Here is a 20176-nt window from a genome sequence, read left to right on the forward strand (position 1 = left end):
GGGGAAACAGCCCGCCGGGGGTTCACAGCGGTGGGAGCCGGTGGTCTCGGGGGACACTCCGGAAGGCCGGCTCCCGCCCTTCGCGCCGTTCCGTCAGCTCTTGGCCATCGGCTCTCGGTCATCGGCTCTCGGTCAACGACTCCTGGTCATCGGCTCTCGGCCACGAGTTCCTTGAGCGCGATGTTCAGTTCGAGCACGTTGACCCGGGGTTCACCGAGGAAGCCGAGGGTACGGCCCCGGGTGTGCTCCTCGACGAGCTTGTCGACCTGTGCGACGGACAGGCCGTTCCGCTCCGCGACCCGGTGGACCTGGAGGTCCGCGTACTGCGGGGAGATGTGCGGGTCCAGGCCGGAGCCGGAGGAGGTGACCGCGTCGGCGGGCACGTCGGAGGGCCTGACGGTGTGACCGCTCACGGAATTGTCCTCGACGACCGCGGCCTTGGCCTCCTTCACCCACTGGATCAGCTCTGCGTTGTCGGCGGAGCGGTTGGTCGCGCCGGACAGGATGAGCTCGTGCTGGGTGTTGACGCTGTTGGTGCCGAGGCCGTTGGCCGGACGGCCCTGGAACCACTTCAGGTCCGGTTTTGGAGTCTCCTGCCCCTCCTTCAGTGGCAGGTTGTACGACTGCCCGATCAGTGACGAGCCGACGACCTTGCCGTCCGCCTTGATCTCGGAGCCGTTCGCCTTGTCCGGGAACAGCCCCTGGGCGATGCCGGTGATCACCAGTGGATAGACGATGCCGGTGACCAGGGTCAGGACGAGGAGGGCTCGCAGGCCCGCTCCGAGGAGCCGGGCGGTGTTCGATACGGAGTGGTTCATGGAGATCAGCCGATTCCGGGGATGAGGGAGACCAGCAGGTCGATGATCTTGATGCCGGCGAAGGGGGCGATCAGCCCGCCGAGCCCGTAGACGGCGAGGTTGCGGCGGAGCATCCGGTCGGCGCTCATCGGCCGGTAGCGCACACCCCTCAGCGCGAGCGGGACCAGGGCGACGATAATCAGCGCGTTGAAGATCACCGCCGAGAGGATCGCGGAATCGGGCGACGACAGGTGCATGATGTTGAGCTTGGCCAGGCCCGGGTGGACGGCGGTGAACAGGGCCGGGATGATCGCGAAGTACTTGGCGACGTCGTTGGCGATGGAGAACGTCGTGAGCGCGCCGCGGGTGATGAGGAGCTGCTTGCCGATCTCCACGATCTCGATGAGCTTGGTCGGGTTGGAGTCGAGGTCGACCATGTTGCCGGCCTCCTTGGCTGCCGACGTTCCGGTGTTCATCGCCACGCCGACGTCCGCCTGGGCCAGTGCGGGGGCGTCGTTGGTGCCGTCGCCGGTCATCGCGACCAGCCTGCCGCCGGCCTGTTCGTGCTTGATGAGGGCCATCTTGTCCTCGGGGGTGGCCTCGGCGAGGAAGTCGTCGACGCCGGCCTCGTCGGCGATCGCCCTGGCGGTCAGCGGGTTGTCGCCCGTGATCATGACGGTCTTGATGCCCATGCGGCGCAGTTCCCCGAACCGCTCGCGCATGCCGTGTTTGACGACGTCCTTGAGGTGGATGACGCCCAGGACGCGAGCGCCCCGGTCGTCTTCGACGGCCACCAGCAGCGGCGTGCCGCCCGCCTCGGAGGTGCGGTCCGCGGTCTCGCCGACGTCGACGGCGACCGTGCCGCCACGCTCCTCGACCCAGGCGGTCACGGAACCCGCCGCGCCCTTGCGCACCTTGCGGCCGTCGATGTCGACGCCCGACATACGGGTCTGGGCGGTGAACCGGATCCAGTCGGCACCGACGAGTTCGCCCCGGTGGCGTTCGCGCAGTCCGTACTTCTCCTTGGCGAGGACGACCACGGAGCGGCCCTCCGGGGTCTCGTCGGCCAGCGACGACAGCTGGGCGGCGTCCGCGACCTCGGCCTCGGTGACACCGCGTGCCGGGACGAACTCGGCGGCCTGCCGGTTGCCCAGTGTGATGGTGCCGGTCTTGTCCAGCAGCAGCGTGGAGACGTCGCCGGCGGCCTCGACCGCGCGGCCCGACGTGGCCAGCACGTTGCGCTGCACCAGCCGGTCCATGCCCGCGATGCCGATCGCCGACAGCAGGGCTCCGATCGTCGTCGGGATGAGGCAGACCAGCAGTGCGACGAGGACGACCATCGTCAGCTCCGTGCCCGCGTGGTCCGCGAACGGCGGCAGCGTGGCGCAGGCGAGGAGGAAGACGACGGTCAGCGAGACGAGCAGGATGTTCAGCGCGATCTCGTTGGGCGTCTTCTGCCGGGCGGCGCCCTCGACCAGGCTGATCATCCGGTCGATGAAGGTCTCGCCGGGCTTCGTGGTGATCCGGACGACAACGCGGTCGGAGAGAACCTTCGTACCGCCGGTGACGGCGCTGCGGTCGCCGCCGGACTCGCGGATGACCGGAGCCGACTCGCCGGTGATCGCCGACTCGTCCACGGAGGCGACACCCTCGACGACGTCACCGTCCCCGGGGATGATGTCGCCCGTCTCGCAGACGACCAGGTCGCCGATGCTCAGCCCGGTGCCGGGCACCCTCTCCTCGCGCCCTTCCACGAGGCGGCGGGCGACGGTGTCGGTCTTGGCCCTGCGCAGGGTGTCGGCCTGCGCCTTGCCGCGGCCCTCGGCGACGGCCTCCGCGAGGTTGGCGAAGACCACGGTCAGCCAGAGCCAGGCGCTGATCGTCCAGCCGAACCAGTCGCCCGGGTCCATGAAGGAGAACACCGTCGTCAGGACGGACCCGATCAGGACCACGAACATGACGGGCGACTTCACCATCACCCGCGGGTCGAGCTTGCGGAGGGCGTCGGGCAGCGACTTGACCAGCTGCTTCGGGTCGAAGACGCCCGCGCCGACACGGCCCTGGCCGGACGTGGGACCGGTGGGTGCGTCGTTGTGCGGCGCCCGGGCCGGGGTGGTTGTGGACATCGGGTCCTCGTGCTGGTGCGTGTCGGTGGTCATGACGCCAGTCCCTCCGCGAGGGGACCCAGCGCAAGCGCCGGGAAGTAGGTCAGACCGGTGATGATCAGGACCACCCCCACCAGCAGCCCGGTGAACAGGGGTTTCTCGGTGCGCAGGGTACCCGCGGTGGTCGGAACCGGCTTCTGCTCCGCCAGGGATCCCGCCAGCGCCAGGACGAACACCATCGGCAGGAAACGGCCGAGCAGCATCGCGATGCCGAGCGTGGTGTTGAACCACTGGGTGTCCGCGTTCAGACCGGCGAAGGCGGAGCCGTTGTTGTTCGAGGCGGAGGTGTAGGCGTACAGGATCTCGGAGAAACCGTGCGCCCCGCTGTTGGTCATCGAGTTCGCCGGAGTGGACAGCGCCATCGCCGCGGCGGTGAAGGTCAGTACCAGGGCCGGGGTGATCAGGATGTAGCAGGCGGCGAACTTGATCTCACGGGTGCCGATCTTCCTGCCGAGGTACTCGGGGGTGCGGCCGACCATCAGGCCGGCGATGAACACCGCGATGACCGCCATGACGAGCATGCCGTAGAGGCCGGAGCCGACGCCGCCGGGCGCGATCTCTCCGAGCATCATGCCGAGCATCGTGATACCGCCGCCGAGGCCGGTGAAAGAGGAGTGGAAGGAGTCCACCGCCCCCGTGGAGGTCAGCGTGGTGGCCACCGCGAAGATCGAGGAGGCACCGACACCGAAGCGGACCTCCTTGCCTTCCGTCGCGCCGCCCGCAAGCTCGAGTGCCGCGCCGTGGTGGGAGAACTCGGTCCACATCATCAGGGCGGTGAAACCGACCCAGATGGTGACCATGGTCGCGAGGATCGCGTAACCCTGCCGGACGGAGCCGACCATGAGGCCGAACGTCCGGGTCAGCGAGAAGGGGACGAGAAGGATCAGGAAGATCTCGAAGAGGTTCGTGAACGGGGTGGGGTTCTCGAACGGGTGGGCGGAGTTGGCGTTGAAGTAGCCGCCGCCGTTGGTACCGAGCTCCTTGATGGCCTCCTGCGAGGCGACCGCGCCGCCGTTCCACTCCTGTGTGCCACCCGTGAACCGGCCGACCTCATGGATGCCGGAGAAGTTCTGGATCGCCCCGCAGGCCACGAGGACGACCGCGCCGACGGCCGCGAGCGGCACCAGGACACGGACCACACCCCGCACCAGGTCGGCCCAGAAGTTGCCCACCGCGCCGTTACGCATGGGGGTCCCCCCTGCTCGAGCGGGGCCGATAGTTCGGGGGAGGGCGAATCCACGCACCAGGGCGATGCAGACGGCGATCCCGACCGCCGCGGAGACGAAGTTCTGCACGGCCAGACCGGCGGTCTGCACGACGTGGCCCATGGCCTGCTCGCCGGAGTACGACTGCCAGTTCGTGTTGGTGACGAAGGAGACGGCGGTGTTGAACGCCTGGTCCGGATCGATCGAGGCGAAACCCAGCGAGCCGGGCAGCACGCCCTGGAGCCGCTGGAGGGCGTAGAGGACGAGGACACCGGTCGCGGAAAAGGCCAGCACGCCGCGCAGATAGGCGGACCAGCGCATCTCCGTGTCAGGGTCGGCACCGATGCCCTTGTAGATCCACTTCTCCACGCGCCAGTGCTTGTCGGAGGAGTAGACCCTGGCCATGTAGGTGCCGAGGGGAACGTGGGCGAGCGCCAGCGCGGCCATGAGAGCGAGCATCTGGAGCACGCCGGCGAGGACGGGGCTCATGCGGTGCTCAGAACCTCTCCGGGTGGATCAGGGCGAGGACGAGGTATCCCAGCAGGGCGACGGCGACGACCAGGCCGACGATGTTCTCGACGGTCACAGCTTCGTCACCCCCTTGGCGACGAGAGCCACGAGCGCGAACACCGCGATCGTGACGGCGACGAAGGCCACGTCGGCCATCGCGAACTCCTAGTGAGGTTCGAGAGGAGAATCTGACAAGAAGAGAAAAGCTCCTGTACAGCCGGGTTCGGCCACCGTTGACGGTTTCCGTACGGCGGTCCGAACGTTCTTAGCGGGTCTCTTACGGAAGGCCGGCCGCAAGCCCTCTGCGACCGTCGGCAGCCGCCGATGACATCGGGGCGGACGGGACCGCAACCGGGCGGGTCACCGCGGCGGTCTCGCGCCGCACCGTGTGGGCCTGTGTATGCGCTCGGGCCTCCTGCCCGGCGCGCTGCTGGTCTCCGAGGACGGCGGCACGGTCACCGACACCCGGGGAGAACCGTGGAGCCCGGCCGGTAAGGACCTCCTGGCCTCCGCTCCCGGCCTGCACGTCCGGGCCGTCGACGTCCTGTCCGACCTGGGCCGGCCCGCACCGCCCGGTCCGGGTCCGCCCCGAGCCGGCCCGGGCTGACGGGCGCTCTGCACCGCACCCCTCTCCTCCGCCCTTCCCCCTGCCGCCCCGACTGGAGATCATCGTGGAGATCGCCGCACTCGGTTCCACCGGACAGACCGGCCGCCTGCTGGTCGCGCGCGCCCTGGAGCGCGGGCACGACGTCACAGCCCCGGCCCGCCGGCCGGAACAGGCCGAGGTGCCTGCCTTTGGAAACCTGCGTGTGGTCCGGGCCGACGTCGCCCGTTCCCTGCCCGGTCCGAAGGTGGGCGAGCTGCTCCGGGCCCTGGCCTCCGGCTGCCCCTCTCCGGTCTCCTGCGCTCCGACCGCTCGCCCGGAACATGGGGGGAATAGCGGCCGGAGCCCGGGGCAAACGGGTCCGTGTATGACTCATGCGGGTGACGGTAGAAGGGAAACCTCCGATGCTCATGGCACACCCGGACGTGCTGGAAAACCTGATCGAGCAGTACGAGACGCTGCGCATGGTGCACGCCGAGACCGGTGGCGAGGAAGCACGCCGGCGCATGGAGGACGTCGCCTACACCCTGTGCGTGTCCACCGGTACCCGTGACATCGGCTCCGCCCTCATCGCCGCTCGCCGCAGGCTGCCCGAGGCCCGTACCGCCGACGGCTCTCTCGTCGCCACCTGACTGCTCCCGCTTCGCACCCGCCGGACCGGTAGCCCTGTCGCCGAAATTCGCCCGTGGACGCGGTCCGGAGGGCAGTGATCCGCCTGGTGATCATGCGGATCCCAGGAACACCTCGGTAACGGTTGCGAGTTGATCGCTCGAGAGGGGGCCGGGCCGTCGACCGGAAGTCCGGTCGACGGCCTCCAGGACCTGTCCCGCGGCTGTACCGCTGTCCGCCTTCACCGGTCCGGATCGTCGTCCTCGCGGCCGGAACCGGGGATTCGCGGGGCGGCGAGGTCTGGACAACATTATATCTGCATCCGCGGAGTGAGAGTTTTACGGAACCGCGTGGGCAGTTTCCCTGCAGTAACGAACAGAGCGGAATTGACCGACGCACATCGGCCGCCACATCGTGCTACTGTCGTTCTCAGTTGCAGTCGTGGTTCCCGAAATTCCAAATTCTCCTCAGTCGGCTTCTGCGCCACTGGAAGTGTTTTTTGGCACCGGTCTTTGTTCCGGCGGGTTGATCATCGCGGCGACACGGCGTCCGCACAGTGCGGGCACCGATTCACTGCTCCCGAAGGAGATAAGACATGGCTACTGGCACTGTGAAGTGGTTCAACGCGGAAAAGGGCTTCGGCTTCATCGAGCAGGACGGCGGCGGCGCTGACGTGTTCGCCCACTACTCGAACATCGCCGCCCAGGGATTCCGCGAGCTGCTCGAAGGCCAGAAGGTGAGCTTCGACATCGCGCAGGGCCAGAAGGGCCCGACGGCGGAGAACATCGTTCCCGCCTGACACCGGCGCACACCGTACAGCTGGGGCCCGCATCCTTCGGGGTGCGGGCCCCAGCTGTATGCACTTCCCGCAGTGTTTTCGCCTGCGGGACAACTGCGAGGAATCGCAGACCTGCGCATACGGATCACCTTTTGAGGGGTACCAGAACACGGCCCCGCGGCTGTTTCGCAGCGCACGATTGATTCATTTTTTCATTCCATCCGGCCTGTTCTTGCAATTCTCCATGCCGCTCATCGCTGCGGGAATTCCTTGATATGTGCCGTATCGAGGAAGGTCCCCCATGAACCGCACACGCACGAACGACCGATTCTCCCGCACCCGTACGGGCGGCGCCGATTCGGGGAGGAGCGGCAACCGGTTCGGCTCATCGGCCCCGGTCCGCTCCGGCGGGCCGGTCCGCTCCGGCGGTCACAGCCGTCGGCCCTCCGCGGTGTCGGGTGAGTTCGCTCTCCCCCGGACGATCACCCCGGCGCTTCCCGCCGTGGCGGGCTTCGCCGACCTCGACATGCCCGCGGCGCTGCTGGCCGCGCTCGGCGCGGAGGGCGTGAGCGTACCGTTCCCGATCCAGGCCGCGACGCTGCCGAACTCCCTCGCCGGCCGTGACGTCCTCGGCCGGGGGCGCACCGGTTCCGGCAAGACCCTCGCCTTCGGGCTGGCCCTGCTGGCCCGTACGGCCGGCCGGCGCGCCGAGGCCCGGCAGCCGCTGGGTCTGGTCCTCGTACCGACGCGTGAGCTGGCGCAGCAGGTCACCGACGCGCTCACGCCGTACGCCCGCTCCGTGAGGCTGCGCCTGGCCACGGTCGTGGGAGGCATGCCGATCGGCAGGCAGGCCCACGCGCTGCGCGGTGGTGCCGAGGTCGTCGTCGCCACCCCCGGACGTCTCAAGGACCTCATCGACCGCGGCGACTGCCGGCTGGACCAGGTTTCCGTCACCGTCCTCGACGAGGCGGACCAGATGGCCGACATGGGCTTCATGCCGCAGGTCACGGCCCTGCTCGACCAGGTCCGCCCCGAGGGCCAGCGCATGCTGTTCTCCGCCACGCTCGACCGCAACGTCGATCTGCTCGTGCGCCGCTACCTGAGCGACCCCGTCGTGCACTCCGTCGATCCGTCGGCCGGCGCGGTCACGACGATGGAGCACCACGTGCTCCACGTCCATGGCGCCGACAAGCACGCGGCCACCACCGAGATCGCCGCACGCGACGGCCGCGTGCTCATGTTCCTGGACACCAAGCACGCCGTCGACCGCCTGACCGAGCACCTCCTGAACAGCGGGGTACGGGCCGCCGCCCTGCACGGGGGCAAGTCGCAGCCGCAGCGCACCCGTACGCTGAAGCAGTTCAAGGACGGGCACGTCAACGTGCTGGTGGCGACCAACGTCGCCGCGCGCGGCATCCACGTCGACAGCCTCGACCTCGTCGTCAACGTCGATCCCCCGACCGACCACAAGGACTACCTCCACCGCGGCGGCCGCACCGCCCGCGCCGGGGAGTCCGGCAGCGTGGTCACCCTGGTCACCCCGAACCAGCGCCGCGCCATGACCCGCCTCATGACGACGGCCGGCATCGTCCCGCAGACGACCCAGGTCCGCGCCGGCGCGGAGGCCCTGCAGCGCATCACCGGCGCCCAGGCCCCCTCCGGCGTCCCGGTCGTCATCACCGTGCCGGTGGTCGAACGCCCCAAGCGCGGCGCCACCCGCGGCCGGCGCCGCCCGGCCTCGGCCACCCGGCGCGTGCCCGCACGGCAGTCCGCCTCCGGCGCGGCAGCCTAGGTCCGTCCTGATCAGGAAGCCGACCCATCTCCGCAGGAGGCACCTCTTGACGCTGGTCCAGACGCAGTCCCGCCCCACGCGCACCAACGCCGTGCACCGGACGGTGAGCGACGCCGCGGACGCGGCCGGTCCTCAGGTCCGGGACGACACGACCGTCGAGGTGGCGCTGTCCGTCATGGCCGCCGCCCGCACGGGGCGTCTCCTCGTCCGTGACGAGGACGGCCGGCGCACCGGCCCGGTCACCCGGGCCCGGCTCACCGCCGTGCGGCGGCGCCGGCCCGGAACCCGGCCCGTGGCCGACGAACACGGCAACGCCCCGGGCGTCCTCGCCCTCTCCCGCTGAACCGCCTCACCAGGTCGGCTCTCTCTCCCCCTTCTTCTCCTTGTGAGGCATCATGCGTTGTGTCATCGCCCGCTTCCCGTTCGAGCTCACCAAGAACGGCGTGCTGGAATCGATGAAGGGTGTCAAGCCCGAGCCGGTCGTGGGCGACTCCGTGATCATCGGGCGCCGTCACTACCCCGCCAAGCAGGTCGGCCAGGTCATCACCCACCAGGACCGCCGCGATTTCAGCGTCGGTGAAGTCCTGCGGGCCATGGCCCAGCTCGGCTTCACCTGCCGCACCGCCCCCCAGGCCGCGCCCGCGAGGAGCGTGAGCGTGGATCCGCTCCAGCGGGCTTCCGCGATGCTCGGCGCCCCCCTGCCCGTCTGACCGACGGGACGGACGCGAGCCGGCACCGGGACAGCCACCAGGACAACGGTGGCTGTCCCGGTGCCGGCTCGTTTTCCGGTCCCGTCAGCCGTCGAGCGGCTGCCCTGCCCGGGACCACTCCTGCGGGTCACCCGCGCACCGGGGGACTGCCGGTCCGCAGGCCGCCCGGCAGCCCGGGCCCTTCGTCTCCTCGGGCTGCCGTCCCGGGCCGGGCGGCGGCGCCCGGCCTGATCCGGCCGCCGGTTGCGGACCCGGTGGTCCACCTCCCGCCGTGGAGGTGCGGGTCAGGCCTCCGCCTTGTGGCCGGCCCCCACACCACCGCGTCGCAGTTCGTCGTTGATGCGCTGGGCCTCTTCGAGCTGGTCTTCCAGGATGATGATGCGGCACGCGGCCTCGATGGACGTGCCCTGGTCGACCATCTCGCGGGCGCGGGCGGCGACACGCAACTGGTAGCGGGAGTAGCGGCGGTGACCGCCCTCGGAGCGCAGGGGCGTGATCAGCCTGGCTTCACCGAGGGTCCGCAGAAAGGCGGGCGTGGTGCCGAGCATCTCCGCCGCTCGCCCCATGGTGTAAGCGGGGTAGTCGTCGTCGTCGATCCGGTCGAGCGGTGTGTCTGCGGTCATCTGCACCTCTGATGGGGGAATGCGTCAAGGGGCCTTGGTGCCGTACGGCACCAAGGCCCCGAGGGATTTCTAACACCATCGACCGGCTTCTTGCCATACCGGCCTTCTGTTTCCGCACCGGCCCCCGGCGGGGGGCGGAGAGTGCGGGGATCGCGGATGCGTGACCGTGGGACCACCTTCCGTTCCGGGGCCTGCGGTACCCGGGCGAACCGTTCTCGCCCGGGCGATCCTGATGGCGTCGCCCTCCTTCTTTCTTCCTTCTGACTGACCTCTTGGTACTGCCTGGTACTGCGGATCCTGCGTACTGCCGGTACTGCCGGTGGCCCTGGTGCGGCCACCGGGCCCGGCGGTCAGCGAGGGGGCCCCGAATCGGACTCCGGCCCCGCCACTCCACCGCCGTGCCATTACCTCTGTTCTTCATGCGGACAGTTCGTGTCTGCCGCGCCTCACCGACTTCCTGGCTACAACAGAGACATTAACTCCTCCATGGCCGCATGTCTACATCAGCCACAACAGATTTCAGCCCGTGCGAGTGAAAGGTTCTCCACCGGCGCCCCTCAGCCGCAGCCGCCCGGCTTCGGCCGGGGCGGGAACGGGCGGTGCCCGGCTGCGCCGCGTGACGCTCCTCTCGCCCGAAGCGGGTGGCGCGGGTTCGCGTCCCGCGGCATGCACATGAAGGGAGGAGGGCCGGGGTAACTGGTCAACTCTGCCGCCCCCGGACCGTGTGAAAGGTAACCGTGCCCGCATTCCTGAACGAGCTGTGGCCATTGGGCTGGAGCATCGCCGTCTTCGCCCTGGCCACGAGCGTCACCGTGGTGTGCAGTGTCCGGCTCGCGAGTGTGGGCGACGTACTGGCCGACCGGACTGGGTGGGGCGAGGCGTTCTTCGGCGCCGTACTGTTCGGGCTGGTCACCTCGATGTCCGGGATCGTGATGACGGGGGTCAGCGCGGCCTCGGACCAACCCCAGCTCGCGTACAGCAACGCTGTCGGCGGCATCGCCGCGCAGACCGTGGCGATCGCGGTGGCCGACGCGTTCCACCGGGAGGCCAACCTGGAGCACGCTGCCGCCTCGTTGCAGAACATGATGTTCGGCTGCCTGCTCATCGTGCTGCTGGGCATCGCGTTGATGGCCACGTTCAGTCCGGACGTGACCGTGCTGGGGGTCCACCCCGCGTCCGTCGCCATGGTGGCTCTGTACTGGGGCGGTCTACGGCTCATACGCGGACAGGGGTCTCCCATGTGGCGAGCCGTGCGCACCACGGACACGCTGGCGGACGTCCCCGACAGCGATGCCGACGACGACGAGGCCGTGACCTCCCACAGCACCCGGCGGTTGTGGACGGAGTTCGCTGCCGCCGCGGTGCTCGTCGCGGTCAGCGGGTGGGCCGTGGCCCATGCCGCGGAAAGCATCATGGAGCACACCGGTCTGAGTGCGGGTCTCGTAGGCGCGGTCTTCATGGGGGTGGTCAACGCGCTGCCGGAGACGGTCACGTCCATCGCCGCAGTACGCCGCGGGGCCGTGACCCTGGCCATCGCCGCCATCATCGGCGGCAACTGCCTCGACGCGCTCAACCTGGTCGTGGGCGACATCGCCTACGGAGGAGGATCGCTCTTCCACGCCGCCGCCCCGCAGGAACTGTTCCTCACCAGCGGCTCACTGGTGATGACAGCCGTCCTCCTCAGCGGCCTGGTCGTCCGTCAGAGGACCAACTGGCTGCGCGTGGGGTTCGACGGTGTCCTGCTCCTGTCCGTCTACTTCGGCATTGTCGCCGTCCTCGCCTTCTAGACACGGCACGACGGCTCGGCCGGGAGCAGTGGCCGGGGTGCTTCCCGGCGTGAGGTCTTCGGACTTCCTTACGTGGAAACGCCCGCCGTCCGGTCCCGTACCGCCCCGGCCCGGGTCACGCGGCTGGGGAGCTTGCCGCGCGGCCTCTGCGGTAGGCCGTCCAGCCGGCCGCGAGGAGTGCGGCCGCGACGGCGGCGAGGGTCAGTACGGTCGTGCCGGTGGAGGCGGGACTTCCGCCGCCTTCGACGAACCGGTCGAACCGGTTCCTCCGGTGCTGCCGCCCGCGGCGCTTCCGCCGGATCGACATCCCGGTGGACCGGATCCACGGGTGAGCCGACCCCGCCGGCGACCCCACACCCACCCAAACCGTCCTGAACGCTCCCTGGTGGCTGGAAGAAGAGGCTTCCGCTGCCGCGTGCCGGCAACCATGGGGATTCCTGCACGAGTTCGCCTAGGTTGGACCAACTGGTCACGCTCACCACAGGAGGCTCAGCCGTGTCGGAGGACACCACTCAGGACAGCGCCGGTTTCGAGACACGTGCCCGTATCGACACGACGAAGCCGCACTCGGCGCGGTTCTGGAACTACTTCGTCGGTGGCAAGGACCACTACGAGGTCGACCGGGAGATCGGGGACCAGATCAAGGGCATCTTCCCCGGGCTGGTCGACGTGGCACTCACCAGTCGGCGGTTCCTCGGGCGGGCCGTCACCCATCTGGCCGGGGAGCACGGAGTACGGCAGTTTTTGGACATCGGTACGGGCCTGCCGACCGCCGACAACACGCATCAGGTGGCACAGCGCGCCGCTCCGGACGCGCGGATCGTGTACGTCGACAACGACCCGATCGTGCTGACCCACGCCAACGCCCTGCTGACCAGTACCCCCGAGGGCCGCACCGACTATCTGGACGCCGATCTCCACGACCCCGAGTCCGTCCTGCGGGCCGCCGCCGGGACGCTGGACCTGTCCCGGCCCGTCGCCCTGATCATCCTCAACACGCTCGGCCACGTCGCCGATTACAAGCAGGCGCGTGAACTGGTGCGCCGGCTCATGGCGGGGCTCCCTTCGGGCAGTTACCTCGTGATCAGCGACAGTACGGCGACGAGCGAGGGCATGATCGCCGCGTCGAACGCGTACAACTCGAGCGGCGCCGTGCCGTACTACGTGCGTGAGGTCGAGGAGATCACCGGGTTCTTCGACGGCCTCGAGCTGGTCGAACCGGGCGTCGTACGGGTCCCGGAATGGCGGCCCGAGGCCGGTGCACCGGGCGAGGACGACGGGAAGACCGTGGACGCCTACGGCGGAGTGGCCCGCAAGCCGTAGGGGCCCGGCCGGCCGACGGGAGGGCGGGAAGCCATACGGGTCGGCTCCCCGTTCTCCTTCCCTGCACCCCTCCAGGACTGCTGAGGGGCGGACTGACGACCGGGACGCCCCCGAGCGGGCTGTCGGGCGTGGATGGCCGGGGGCGCGAGGAGGAAGGAGACGCGGGCCGGCCGTGTGTGAGATCGGGGACCCTTCGTGGCGGGCGGAGGGCGGTGCGTCCTGTCGCGGAGTTAGCATCCGGTCATGACGACTGTAGAGACCAACGGTTCTTCTCCCCTCGATGTCGAGATCGGTGCTCTGAGCGGCGGTTCCGCCGGGCTGGCGCGGTATGCGGGTCAGGTCGTGCTCGTCGTGAACGTGGCCTCCAAGTGCGGGCTGACCCCGCAGTACGCCGGGCTGGAGCGCCTGCACGAGCAGTACGCGGCGAAGGGCTTCACGCTGCTCGGCGTGCCCTGCAACCAGTTCATGGGGCAGGAGCCCGGTACCTCGGAGGAGATCGCCGAGTTCTGCTCCGCCACGTACGGCGTGACCTTCCCCATGACCGAGAAGGTCGACGTCAACGGGGAGGGGCGGCACGCGCTGTACGAGCGGCTGGTGGGCTTCGCCGACTCCGAGGGGCACAGCGGGGACGTCCGCTGGAACTTCGAGAAGTTCCTGATCGGGCGGGACGGCAGGGTCGTCGCCCGCTTCTCGCCGCAGACCGAGCCGGAGTCGGCGGAGGTCGTGGCGGCGGTCGAGGGCGCGCTCGGATAGCCGGGCGGAGCTTTCTCGAGGAGAGCGGCCCCGCGTGCGGCGGTCTCGGGTTCGCCCGGGCGTTGACCTTGCCCCTGGGGCAGGGGTGAGCGTTCGTGTCGCCGGGCGGAAGGGCTGCCCGGCGGCGGAGGACGGCGCAGTGGACGAGGAACTGCTCGGCATCGGCGCGTTCGCGGCGCGGGCGCGTTTGTCGGCCAAGGCGTTGCGGTTGTACGACCGGCTGGGGCTGCTGGTTCCGGCGCGGGTCGACGAGGCCACCGGGTACCGGTTCTACCGGGCGGACCAGGTCGGGCGGGCCCGGACGGTGGCGCTGTTGCGGCAGTTGGACATGCCGCTCGCCCGGATCGCCGAGGTGGTCGACGCGGACGACGGTGCCGTGGCGGCCGACCGGCTCGCCGCCTACTGGGCGGACGTCGAGGCGCGGATCGCCGGGCAGCGGACACTCGCCGAGTACCTCCGTGGACGACTCTCCGGGAGGAGCTGCGAGATGTACGGGAAGTTCGTGGTCGAAACGGTGGCCGTGCCGCGGCAGGTGCTGATCACCGAGACGCGGCACACGCTGGCGGACGAGTTGCCGGCCTGGATCGGGGCGGCGCTGGGGCGGCTGGAGGAGGCCGCGTCGGCGTGCGGGGGTGTGGCCGGGGTGCCGTTCGTCGCCTACCACTCCGAGGTGTCGATGGAGAGCGACGGTCCCGCCGAGGCGTGTGTGCCGGTCGCCGACGAGGCGGCGGCACGGGCCTGGGCCGAGGCGCAGGGGCGGGCCCGGGAAACGGCGGTGCGGGTGGAGCCGGCCCAGCGGCTGGCCCGCACCCGGATCGCCAAGGCGCAGGTGGCTCATCCGCAGATTCTGGCCGCGTTCGAGGCCGTGGAGCAGTGGATGGCGGTCGCGGGGCTGACGGCCGCGGGGCCCTGCCGGGAGGTGTACTTCGCGGACTGGGGCGCCGCGGGGGCCGAGGACCCGGTGTGCGACGTGGCGTTCCCGGTGCGGTAGCGGCGTAGTCGCGGTTGCGGGACGCGGGCACGGGCCGAGCCCTCTCGGCAAGGACGGCGATCTCGTCGAGAGGGCTCTTCAGTCGTGCAGTCGTGCAGTCGTGCTGGGACCGGACTTGTGACGGTGCCCTGGAACGGGCTTGCGCTGGTGCCGCCCACAGGTGCCCCGTCGTAGGGTCGGGGCTGCTGGCGGCCCGCTGCCCGTCTCTGTGCGGTCCGGCCCTCTCAGGCCTTCACCGAGGCCACGAAAGCGCTCCACGCGTCCGTGGGGAAGGCCAGCTTCGGACCCTCGGGAACCTTGGTGTCCCCGAGCTCCAGTGCCTCCTCGGTGGTCGACCTGACCATCACGCACGCGCCGTTGTTGTTGGTGTGGGAGGACGTCGTCCACGTTTCCGTGGTGCCCAGACGAATTGCCATGTTCGCTCCGTAGCCAGTTGCTGAGTCGGTCTCACCGGACTGCGCGTTCCCGCAGGGGCCCGCAGAACGGATTGCGCCAACCTTCACCGACGGTTGGCGTGATCGACGCTACTCGCCAACATCCTCTTTCGAAGCAGCCATTCACTCGACCGGGTGACATATTCCAGGAGAATCTTCCAACCAGGCATGCCAGCGGTGTAGAATCCCGCCCTTTTGCCTGCCGGGACGTCAGCGCGCGTATTCCTTCGCAACCCGCTCGACCAGCTGACGGGACTGCTCCACGTTCAGGGACTGGGCCCGCAGGTGCTCGTACATCACGGTGTACTTCTGCACGTCGTGCGGCTTCTCCAGGTACAGGTCGCTGGTCACGCCCTCGATGTACACGACGCTCGAATCGGCCGCGTCCGAGAACTCCAGGATGGAGTACTGGCCGTTGATGCCGGAGTGCGCGCCGACCTCGAACGGCAGGACCTGCACGGTGATGTGCGGCTGCTGCGACAACTCCATGACGTGCTCGAGCTGTTCACGCATGACCTGCCGGCTGCCGACGACCCGGTGCAACGACGCCTCGTCCAGCACCACCCACAGTCGCAGCGGGTCCGTCCCGGCGGTGATGCGGCTCTGCCGGCGCAGGCGGACCTCGACCCGCTTGTCGTTGTCCTGCTCGGACGACTCCGGCGAACCCCCCTGGACGATCGCCTCCGCATACGCGCGGGTCTGCAACAGGCCGGTGATGATCTGCGGTTCGTAGACCCTGAGCGACTCCGCGTCCGTCTCCAGACCGATGTAGACGCTGTACGGGATGTCACCGAAGGCGTGCCACCAGCCCTGCTGGCGGGAGTCCTTGGCCATCTGCATCAGCGACTCGACGATCCTCTGGTCCTCGACCTCGTAGACGCCGCAGAGGTCGCGGACGTCTCGCTGGCTGATGCTGCGCCGGCCGTTCTCCAGCCGGCTGATCTTCGACTGCGACACCAGCAGCCGCTCCGCCACCTCCTCCGCCGTCATGCCCTTGAGCTCACGGAGCCTGCGCAGCTCCTGGCCCAGCCGGCGCCGCCTGACGGTGGGATTGACATTGGACGCCACGGGACGTGCACCTCCGGCTGCGTGCCTCGTACTTACTCGTACTTGCCACTTTGCGTATCTGGTGTTGAGCAGACTGCCACCAAGGCGCTTCCCGCCGCTGGGAAACAGCGGATATCCAGCGGGTACACCCCGGTTCGGGGGTGCCGGCGGCACGGAACGGTGCGAAGTCGGTACCGTGGCGGGTTTCCGGCACGCCGAGCGGGGTGGAGAGAGTGCGCGCACTCTCTCCACCCCGCTCGGACAGCGGCTCCCGTGACCGGGTCCGTGGTGCCGTGGTGCCGTGGCCGGTCAGTGGTCCTAGTGGGCCACTGCGCGCGCCATGGATCCGTGGCGCGGTTGGGCCGGAACGCCATGGGCGGGTTCCGGTCCGCCCCTGCCGCCGGCGGTGGCGGCCTGACGGCCTCCTGCCGGGGCCGGGTTGCGGCGTGGCTGGGCCGCCACGCCGTTCTGCACGTCCATCACGGCGTGTGCCACCAGGCCGCCCATCGGGTCGTGCCGGATCAGGTCCCGCAACCGGGAACGTGAGGAGCGACCCTCGTTCCCCGGGTACAGGTGCTTGCCGAGGCCCACGGCGTGCGCCAGTGCGGCGAGCGCCGCGGTCCGTGGGTCCGGTGGCACGCCGGTACGGATCGCGGAGTCCAGCCGGGCCCTGATCTCCCGGCTGATCTCGGTGTCCGTCGCCTGGTAGCGAGTCGTCGGCAGCACCCCGCACATCTGACCGGCCACGGCATGCACCATGCCGCACCGCTCCAGATACGAGAGGTAGGTCTGGCGGAGCCCCAGTCGCGGCCCGCCAATCCAGTTGACCGCCCGGACCGGAGCGCCGCGCCTTCGCAGCAACTCCAACGCGCAGTCCAATGTCGGATCTCCAGTCGGCCGTGGTACCACCACGGCGATACGATCCCCGTCTGGGGCTATCCGTCCGGCCAGCGCCAGCTCCACTAGCTGCGCTCCGGCCAGACCGAGGTCGAGCGACTGCGGCTGTGCGGTGGTACCCGTGGTCGGGTCCAACGCCAGCAGCAGAAGCTCTTCCGGAAGTGTTCTGCGGCTCCTGCCCATCCATGCCTCCCCGCGTGGATGAATGACAGGGTGACCCCTCTCACATTGGTCTGTCGAGAGCACGTGACTGGTTTGTAAGGGAACCGATAGGTATGTCGTTCTCGTCTACCACGTGGGGGAAGTCCGCACACAGGACACTGGTAGATGGTTCGGACAGGGCTGCGGAGCGCTGTCGCGGGCGGCGGAACGGGTTCACGGTTCGGTTGGCGTACGCGCGACGCGCGGCGCATGGAGGAGGCATCGGTGGCGGGCGAGTCCCCCGACAGGTCGAAGCAGCGCGAGTCGTCGCAAGAAGCGACGCCGGGGAGCACGGGTCCGGTTCCCGGGGCCAGGAGCGAGGGGGGCTCCGCCGGGAAGCGGGACCCCCGGTTGGGGGTTACCCGGGACGCTTCGACGTCGGATTCATCCACGTCGTCGAAGTCCGCGGGGGAGCGCGGGGGTGTGGACACGGCCACTCGGGTGCTTCCGGTGCACGACGCGCAGACCGACGACGAGGAGACCGGGGACTCCGCCGGGACCGGGGACGGGACGTCCGGCCGGCGTGACGGCTCCGCCGCGAACGGCGAGGAAGACCCGTTGGATGCCGTCGTCGTGGCGTGGGTGCGGTCGGCGGACGAGGTGACTCAGGGCGAGAGCCGCGAGGACGCCGAGGGCACTCAGGAGGCCGAGGACGCCGGTGACGGCGACACGGGCGCCAAGAGCGGCCCGAAGGACGGCAGGGACGGCAGCGCGAGCCGGGACGGGGGCTCCAGCGGGGCTTCCGAGGGCGGGTCCGACGACGACGCCGGCGCGCCCGAGAGGTCCGACGAGACCGACGGTTCTGACACGGAGGGCGAGCCGGAGCCCGCCGCCGAGGGCGGGGCCGAGGCCGAGCCGGAGGCTGGCGCCGGCACAGCACCCGTCGCCGGCACCGACGAGGACGCCTCGGCCGCCGACGAGGACGCCTCCCGGGCCGCCGCTGACACCTCCCCCGAGGACGACGCCACCCCCACGGCCGAGGACGACAGCGACAGCGACAGCGACAGCGACAGCGACGACACTGACGCGACCCCCGGGCCGAAGTCCGAACCCGAGGCCGGTGCCGGGCCCGAGGCCGCTCCCGGGCCGAGCCCGGACCGGGCCGACGGCACCGATACGGACGACGACGACCGCGACGGCACCGGCGAGGCCGGGCCCCCCACCGATCAGCCCACCGCCGTCTTCAAGGCCCCGCGCCCCTCGGCGCCCGCCGCCGACCAGCCCACCACCATGCTCAAGCTGGGCGACGCGGCCGAGGGCACCGGCACGGCCGACGAGGCCGAACCCGGGCCCACGTCGGACCCCAGGGCCGGGGACAAGGCCGAACCCGAGTCGGATCCCGAGTCCGGGCCCCGGCGCGCCGGCACGTTCGTGCCGCTCAAGGACCTGGACGACCCCGAGACCCGTAAGCCTCCGAAGCCGTCGAAGCTCCCGGAGGGCGGGGACTCCGCCACCACCTCGCTGCGGCTGCCGCCTTCTGCCCGGGCACAGCCCTCCGCGCCGTCCGCGCCCCCGGCCGGCGGCACCCGTTCCGTCCCACAGGTCGGGCCGGAGCTGACGCGGCAGCAGCCGCTGCCGCCCAAGCCGCCGCTGGATCTGCTGGCCGAGCTGACCAACACCCCGCCGCCGCCGGACACGCCGCTGCGCACGACCTGGCGGCGGGTCAAGATCTGGACGCCGCTGGTCGCGCTCCTGGTGATCGTTTTCGCGGTCGTACAGAACATGCGCGCGCTCCCCACCCCCACCCTCGAACTGACCGCGGAGGACAGTTACACCTTCGACGGCGGCAAGGTCGACATCCCGTGGCCGGCCGACGGGCAGGCCGCGCTGGACGTGCAGGGCATCGGCACCTTCGGCTCCTCCGGTGAGCAGAAGCCCGTGCCGATCGCCAGTGTCGCCAAGGTCATGACCACGTATCTGATCCTGCGCGAGCACCCGCTCGAGAGCGGCGCCGAGGGTCCGATGATCGATATCGACGACGCCGCGGAGGAGCAGTCCGACGCCGGGCAGGAGTCGACCGTGAACGTGACCTCCGGTGACGAGATCTCGCAGCGGGAGGCGCTGGAGGCCGTGCTGATCGCGTCCGCGAACAACGTGGCGCGGCTGCTCGCCCGCTGGGACGCCGGGTCCGAGAAGGCGTTCATCGAGAAGATGAACAAGACCGCCGAGGACCTCGGCATGACCAACACGACGTACACGGACCCCTCGGGTCTGTACGACACGACGGTGAGCACGGCCGTGGACCAGGTGAAGCTGGCCAGGGCCGCGATGAAGCAGCCCGCCTTCCGTGAGATCGCCGCGATGATGTCGTACGACGACTACAAGGGTGTCAACCACCCCAACTGGAACCAGCTGGTGGGGTCCAACGGCGTCGTCGGCATCAAGACCGGAACGACCACCTCGGCGCTCGGCAACCTCGTCTTCGCCGCGAAGAAGGACGTCGACGGCGAGACCCGGACCATCGTCGGCGCCGTGGTGCGCCAGCCCGCGGGCGGTGCCGACAACACGATCCTGGCCGGTGCGCTCTCCGCGGGCGACCAGCTGATCCGGGCGGCGCAGGAGGCACTCGAGTCGGCGACGGTCCTGGAGAAGGGCAGTGTCGTCGGGTACGTGGACGACGGGCTGGGCGGCCGGACGCCCGTCGCCCTCACCGAGGACGTGGAGGCCGCCGGCTGGCCGGGGCTGAAGGTGAAGCTGACGTTCGCCGGGGAGGAGGTGCCGCACCAGGCGAAGGCCGGTACGGAGGTGGGCTCGCTCACCGTGGGCGACGGCACGGACAGCGGTGCCGTCAAGGTCCCTGTCGCTCTCCAGGAGGACCTCGTGGAACCGGGCTTCACGGACAAGCTCACGCGCGTGAGCTGATCGACGACGATCGACGACGAACGGCGGGCATCGCACCCCGCCGACCGGTGCCCACCGCGGGCGGCGGCCGGCGGGGTGCGTGCTAGCG

The 20176-nt window shown here is 70.0% G+C and carries 20 protein-coding genes and 1 pseudogene; 12 read left to right on the forward strand and 9 right to left on the reverse strand.

Features of this window, described 5'->3' with window-relative positions:
- Positions 1–146: 146 nt before the first annotated feature.
- Genes ACWZEH_RS14550 through kdpF form a run of 4 tightly spaced genes read right to left on the reverse strand, consistent with a single transcriptional unit; the run spans position 147 to position 4753 of the window.
- Complete coding sequence (locus ACWZEH_RS14550; RefSeq protein WP_456198724.1) at positions 147–818, reverse strand: potassium-transporting ATPase subunit C; 672 nt, start codon at positions 816–818, stop codon at positions 147–149.
- A 5-nt stretch (positions 819–823) separates the two neighbouring features.
- Entirely contained in the window at positions 824–2956 is a 2133-nt protein-coding gene (kdpB, locus tag ACWZEH_RS14555) for a potassium-transporting ATPase subunit KdpB (RefSeq protein ID WP_456198726.1), read from the reverse strand.
- Positions 2953–4656 carry a potassium-transporting ATPase subunit KdpA gene (gene kdpA / locus ACWZEH_RS14560; RefSeq protein WP_456198727.1) on the reverse strand — a complete coding sequence of 568 codons (1704 nt, stop codon included), beginning with the start codon at positions 4654–4656 and terminating at the stop codon, positions 2953–2955. The genes kdpB and kdpA overlap by 4 nt, the downstream gene beginning before the upstream one ends.
- A 7-nt stretch (positions 4657–4663) precedes the next feature.
- The gene (gene kdpF / locus ACWZEH_RS14565) at positions 4664–4753 is read right to left on the reverse strand and encodes a K(+)-transporting ATPase subunit F (protein ID WP_361291816.1); all 90 of its coding nucleotides are present in this window, start codon (positions 4751–4753) and stop codon (positions 4664–4666) included.
- A 324-nt stretch (positions 4754–5077) separates the two neighbouring features.
- On the opposite strand from kdpF, the gene ACWZEH_RS14570 reads away from it, so the two are divergent.
- The 7 genes and pseudogenes from ACWZEH_RS14570 (at position 5078) to ACWZEH_RS14600 (ending at position 9170) form a co-directional block, all read left to right on the forward strand.
- Complete coding sequence (locus ACWZEH_RS14570) at positions 5078–5284, forward strand: hypothetical protein (protein WP_456198728.1); 207 nt, start codon at positions 5078–5080, stop codon at positions 5282–5284.
- Between the two features lie 64 nt (positions 5285–5348).
- A pseudogene (locus tag ACWZEH_RS14575) lies at positions 5349–5495 on the forward strand (NAD(P)H-binding protein); the annotation flags it as partial.
- 190 nt (positions 5496–5685) lie between these two features.
- The gene (locus ACWZEH_RS14580) at positions 5686–5913 is read left to right on the forward strand and encodes a DUF5133 domain-containing protein (protein WP_456198729.1); all 228 of its coding nucleotides are present in this window, start codon (positions 5686–5688) and stop codon (positions 5911–5913) included.
- Positions 5914–6485: 572 nt separating this feature from the next.
- Positions 6486–6689 carry a cold-shock protein gene (locus ACWZEH_RS14585; protein WP_004986771.1) on the forward strand — a complete coding sequence of 68 codons (204 nt, stop codon included), beginning with the start codon at positions 6486–6488 and terminating at the stop codon, positions 6687–6689.
- A 280-nt stretch (positions 6690–6969) separates the two neighbouring features.
- Positions 6970–8460: a DEAD/DEAH box helicase gene (locus ACWZEH_RS14590; protein ID WP_456198730.1), complete on the forward strand. Its 1491-nt coding sequence runs from the start codon at positions 6970–6972 to the stop codon at positions 8458–8460.
- 46 nt (positions 8461–8506) lie between these two features.
- A complete protein-coding gene (locus tag ACWZEH_RS14595) occupies positions 8507–8803 on the forward strand; it encodes a CBS domain-containing protein (protein ID WP_456198732.1) in 297 nt (98 codons plus the stop codon).
- A gap of 52 nt (positions 8804–8855) precedes the next feature.
- On the forward strand, positions 8856–9170 hold the full coding sequence (locus ACWZEH_RS14600; RefSeq protein WP_456198734.1) for an SCO5918 family protein: 315 nt from the start codon (positions 8856–8858) through the stop codon (positions 9168–9170).
- A 284-nt stretch (positions 9171–9454) separates the two neighbouring features.
- On the opposite strand, the gene ACWZEH_RS14605 is transcribed toward ACWZEH_RS14600, so the two are convergent.
- Positions 9455–9793: a MerR family transcriptional regulator gene (locus tag ACWZEH_RS14605; RefSeq protein ID WP_456198735.1), complete on the reverse strand. Its 339-nt coding sequence runs from the start codon at positions 9791–9793 to the stop codon at positions 9455–9457.
- A 737-nt stretch (positions 9794–10530) separates the two neighbouring features.
- On the opposite strand from ACWZEH_RS14605, the gene ACWZEH_RS14610 reads away from it, so the two are divergent.
- Positions 10531–11580 carry a sodium:calcium antiporter gene (locus ACWZEH_RS14610; RefSeq protein ID WP_456198736.1) on the forward strand — a complete coding sequence of 350 codons (1050 nt, stop codon included), beginning with the start codon at positions 10531–10533 and terminating at the stop codon, positions 11578–11580.
- Between the two features lie 115 nt (positions 11581–11695).
- On the opposite strand, the gene ACWZEH_RS14615 is transcribed toward ACWZEH_RS14610, so the two are convergent.
- Positions 11696–11887 carry a hypothetical protein gene (locus ACWZEH_RS14615; protein ID WP_456198738.1) on the reverse strand — a complete coding sequence of 64 codons (192 nt, stop codon included), beginning with the start codon at positions 11885–11887 and terminating at the stop codon, positions 11696–11698.
- Positions 11888–12075: 188 nt separating this feature from the next.
- Between ACWZEH_RS14615 and ACWZEH_RS14620 the strand changes: the two genes are divergently transcribed.
- From ACWZEH_RS14620 to ACWZEH_RS14630, 3 genes are all read left to right on the forward strand, one after another.
- The gene (locus tag ACWZEH_RS14620; protein WP_456198740.1) at positions 12076–12903 is read left to right on the forward strand and encodes an SAM-dependent methyltransferase; all 828 of its coding nucleotides are present in this window, start codon (positions 12076–12078) and stop codon (positions 12901–12903) included.
- 243 nt (positions 12904–13146) lie between these two features.
- Positions 13147–13656, forward strand: coding sequence for a glutathione peroxidase (locus ACWZEH_RS14625; RefSeq protein WP_456198741.1), 510 nt, complete (start codon positions 13147–13149; stop codon positions 13654–13656).
- A 139-nt stretch (positions 13657–13795) separates the two neighbouring features.
- Positions 13796–14647, forward strand: a complete 852-nt coding sequence (locus ACWZEH_RS14630) for a MerR family transcriptional regulator (RefSeq protein WP_456199600.1) — start codon at positions 13796–13798, stop codon at positions 14645–14647.
- A gap of 224 nt (positions 14648–14871) precedes the next feature.
- On the opposite strand, the gene ACWZEH_RS14635 is transcribed toward ACWZEH_RS14630, so the two are convergent.
- The 3 genes from ACWZEH_RS14635 to ACWZEH_RS14645 form a co-directional block, all read right to left on the reverse strand.
- Entirely contained in the window at positions 14872–15063 is a 192-nt protein-coding gene (locus ACWZEH_RS14635) for a DUF397 domain-containing protein (RefSeq protein WP_456198743.1), read from the reverse strand.
- 228 nt (positions 15064–15291) lie between these two features.
- A complete protein-coding gene (locus tag ACWZEH_RS14640; RefSeq protein ID WP_456198745.1) occupies positions 15292–16149 on the reverse strand; it encodes a helix-turn-helix domain-containing protein in 858 nt (285 codons plus the stop codon).
- A gap of 297 nt (positions 16150–16446) precedes the next feature.
- On the reverse strand, positions 16447–17208 hold the full coding sequence (locus tag ACWZEH_RS14645; RefSeq protein WP_456198746.1) for a GOLPH3/VPS74 family protein: 762 nt from the start codon (positions 17206–17208) through the stop codon (positions 16447–16449).
- Positions 17209–17436: 228 nt separating this feature from the next.
- Here ACWZEH_RS14645 and ACWZEH_RS14650 point away from each other — a divergent pair, with 228 nt between their 5' ends.
- On the forward strand, positions 17437–20088 hold the full coding sequence (locus ACWZEH_RS14650; protein WP_456198747.1) for a D-alanyl-D-alanine carboxypeptidase: 2652 nt from the start codon (positions 17437–17439) through the stop codon (positions 20086–20088).
- The last annotated feature ends 88 nt before the right edge of the window (positions 20089–20176 follow it).

This window comes from Streptomyces yamdrokensis, from assembly GCF_053890455.1.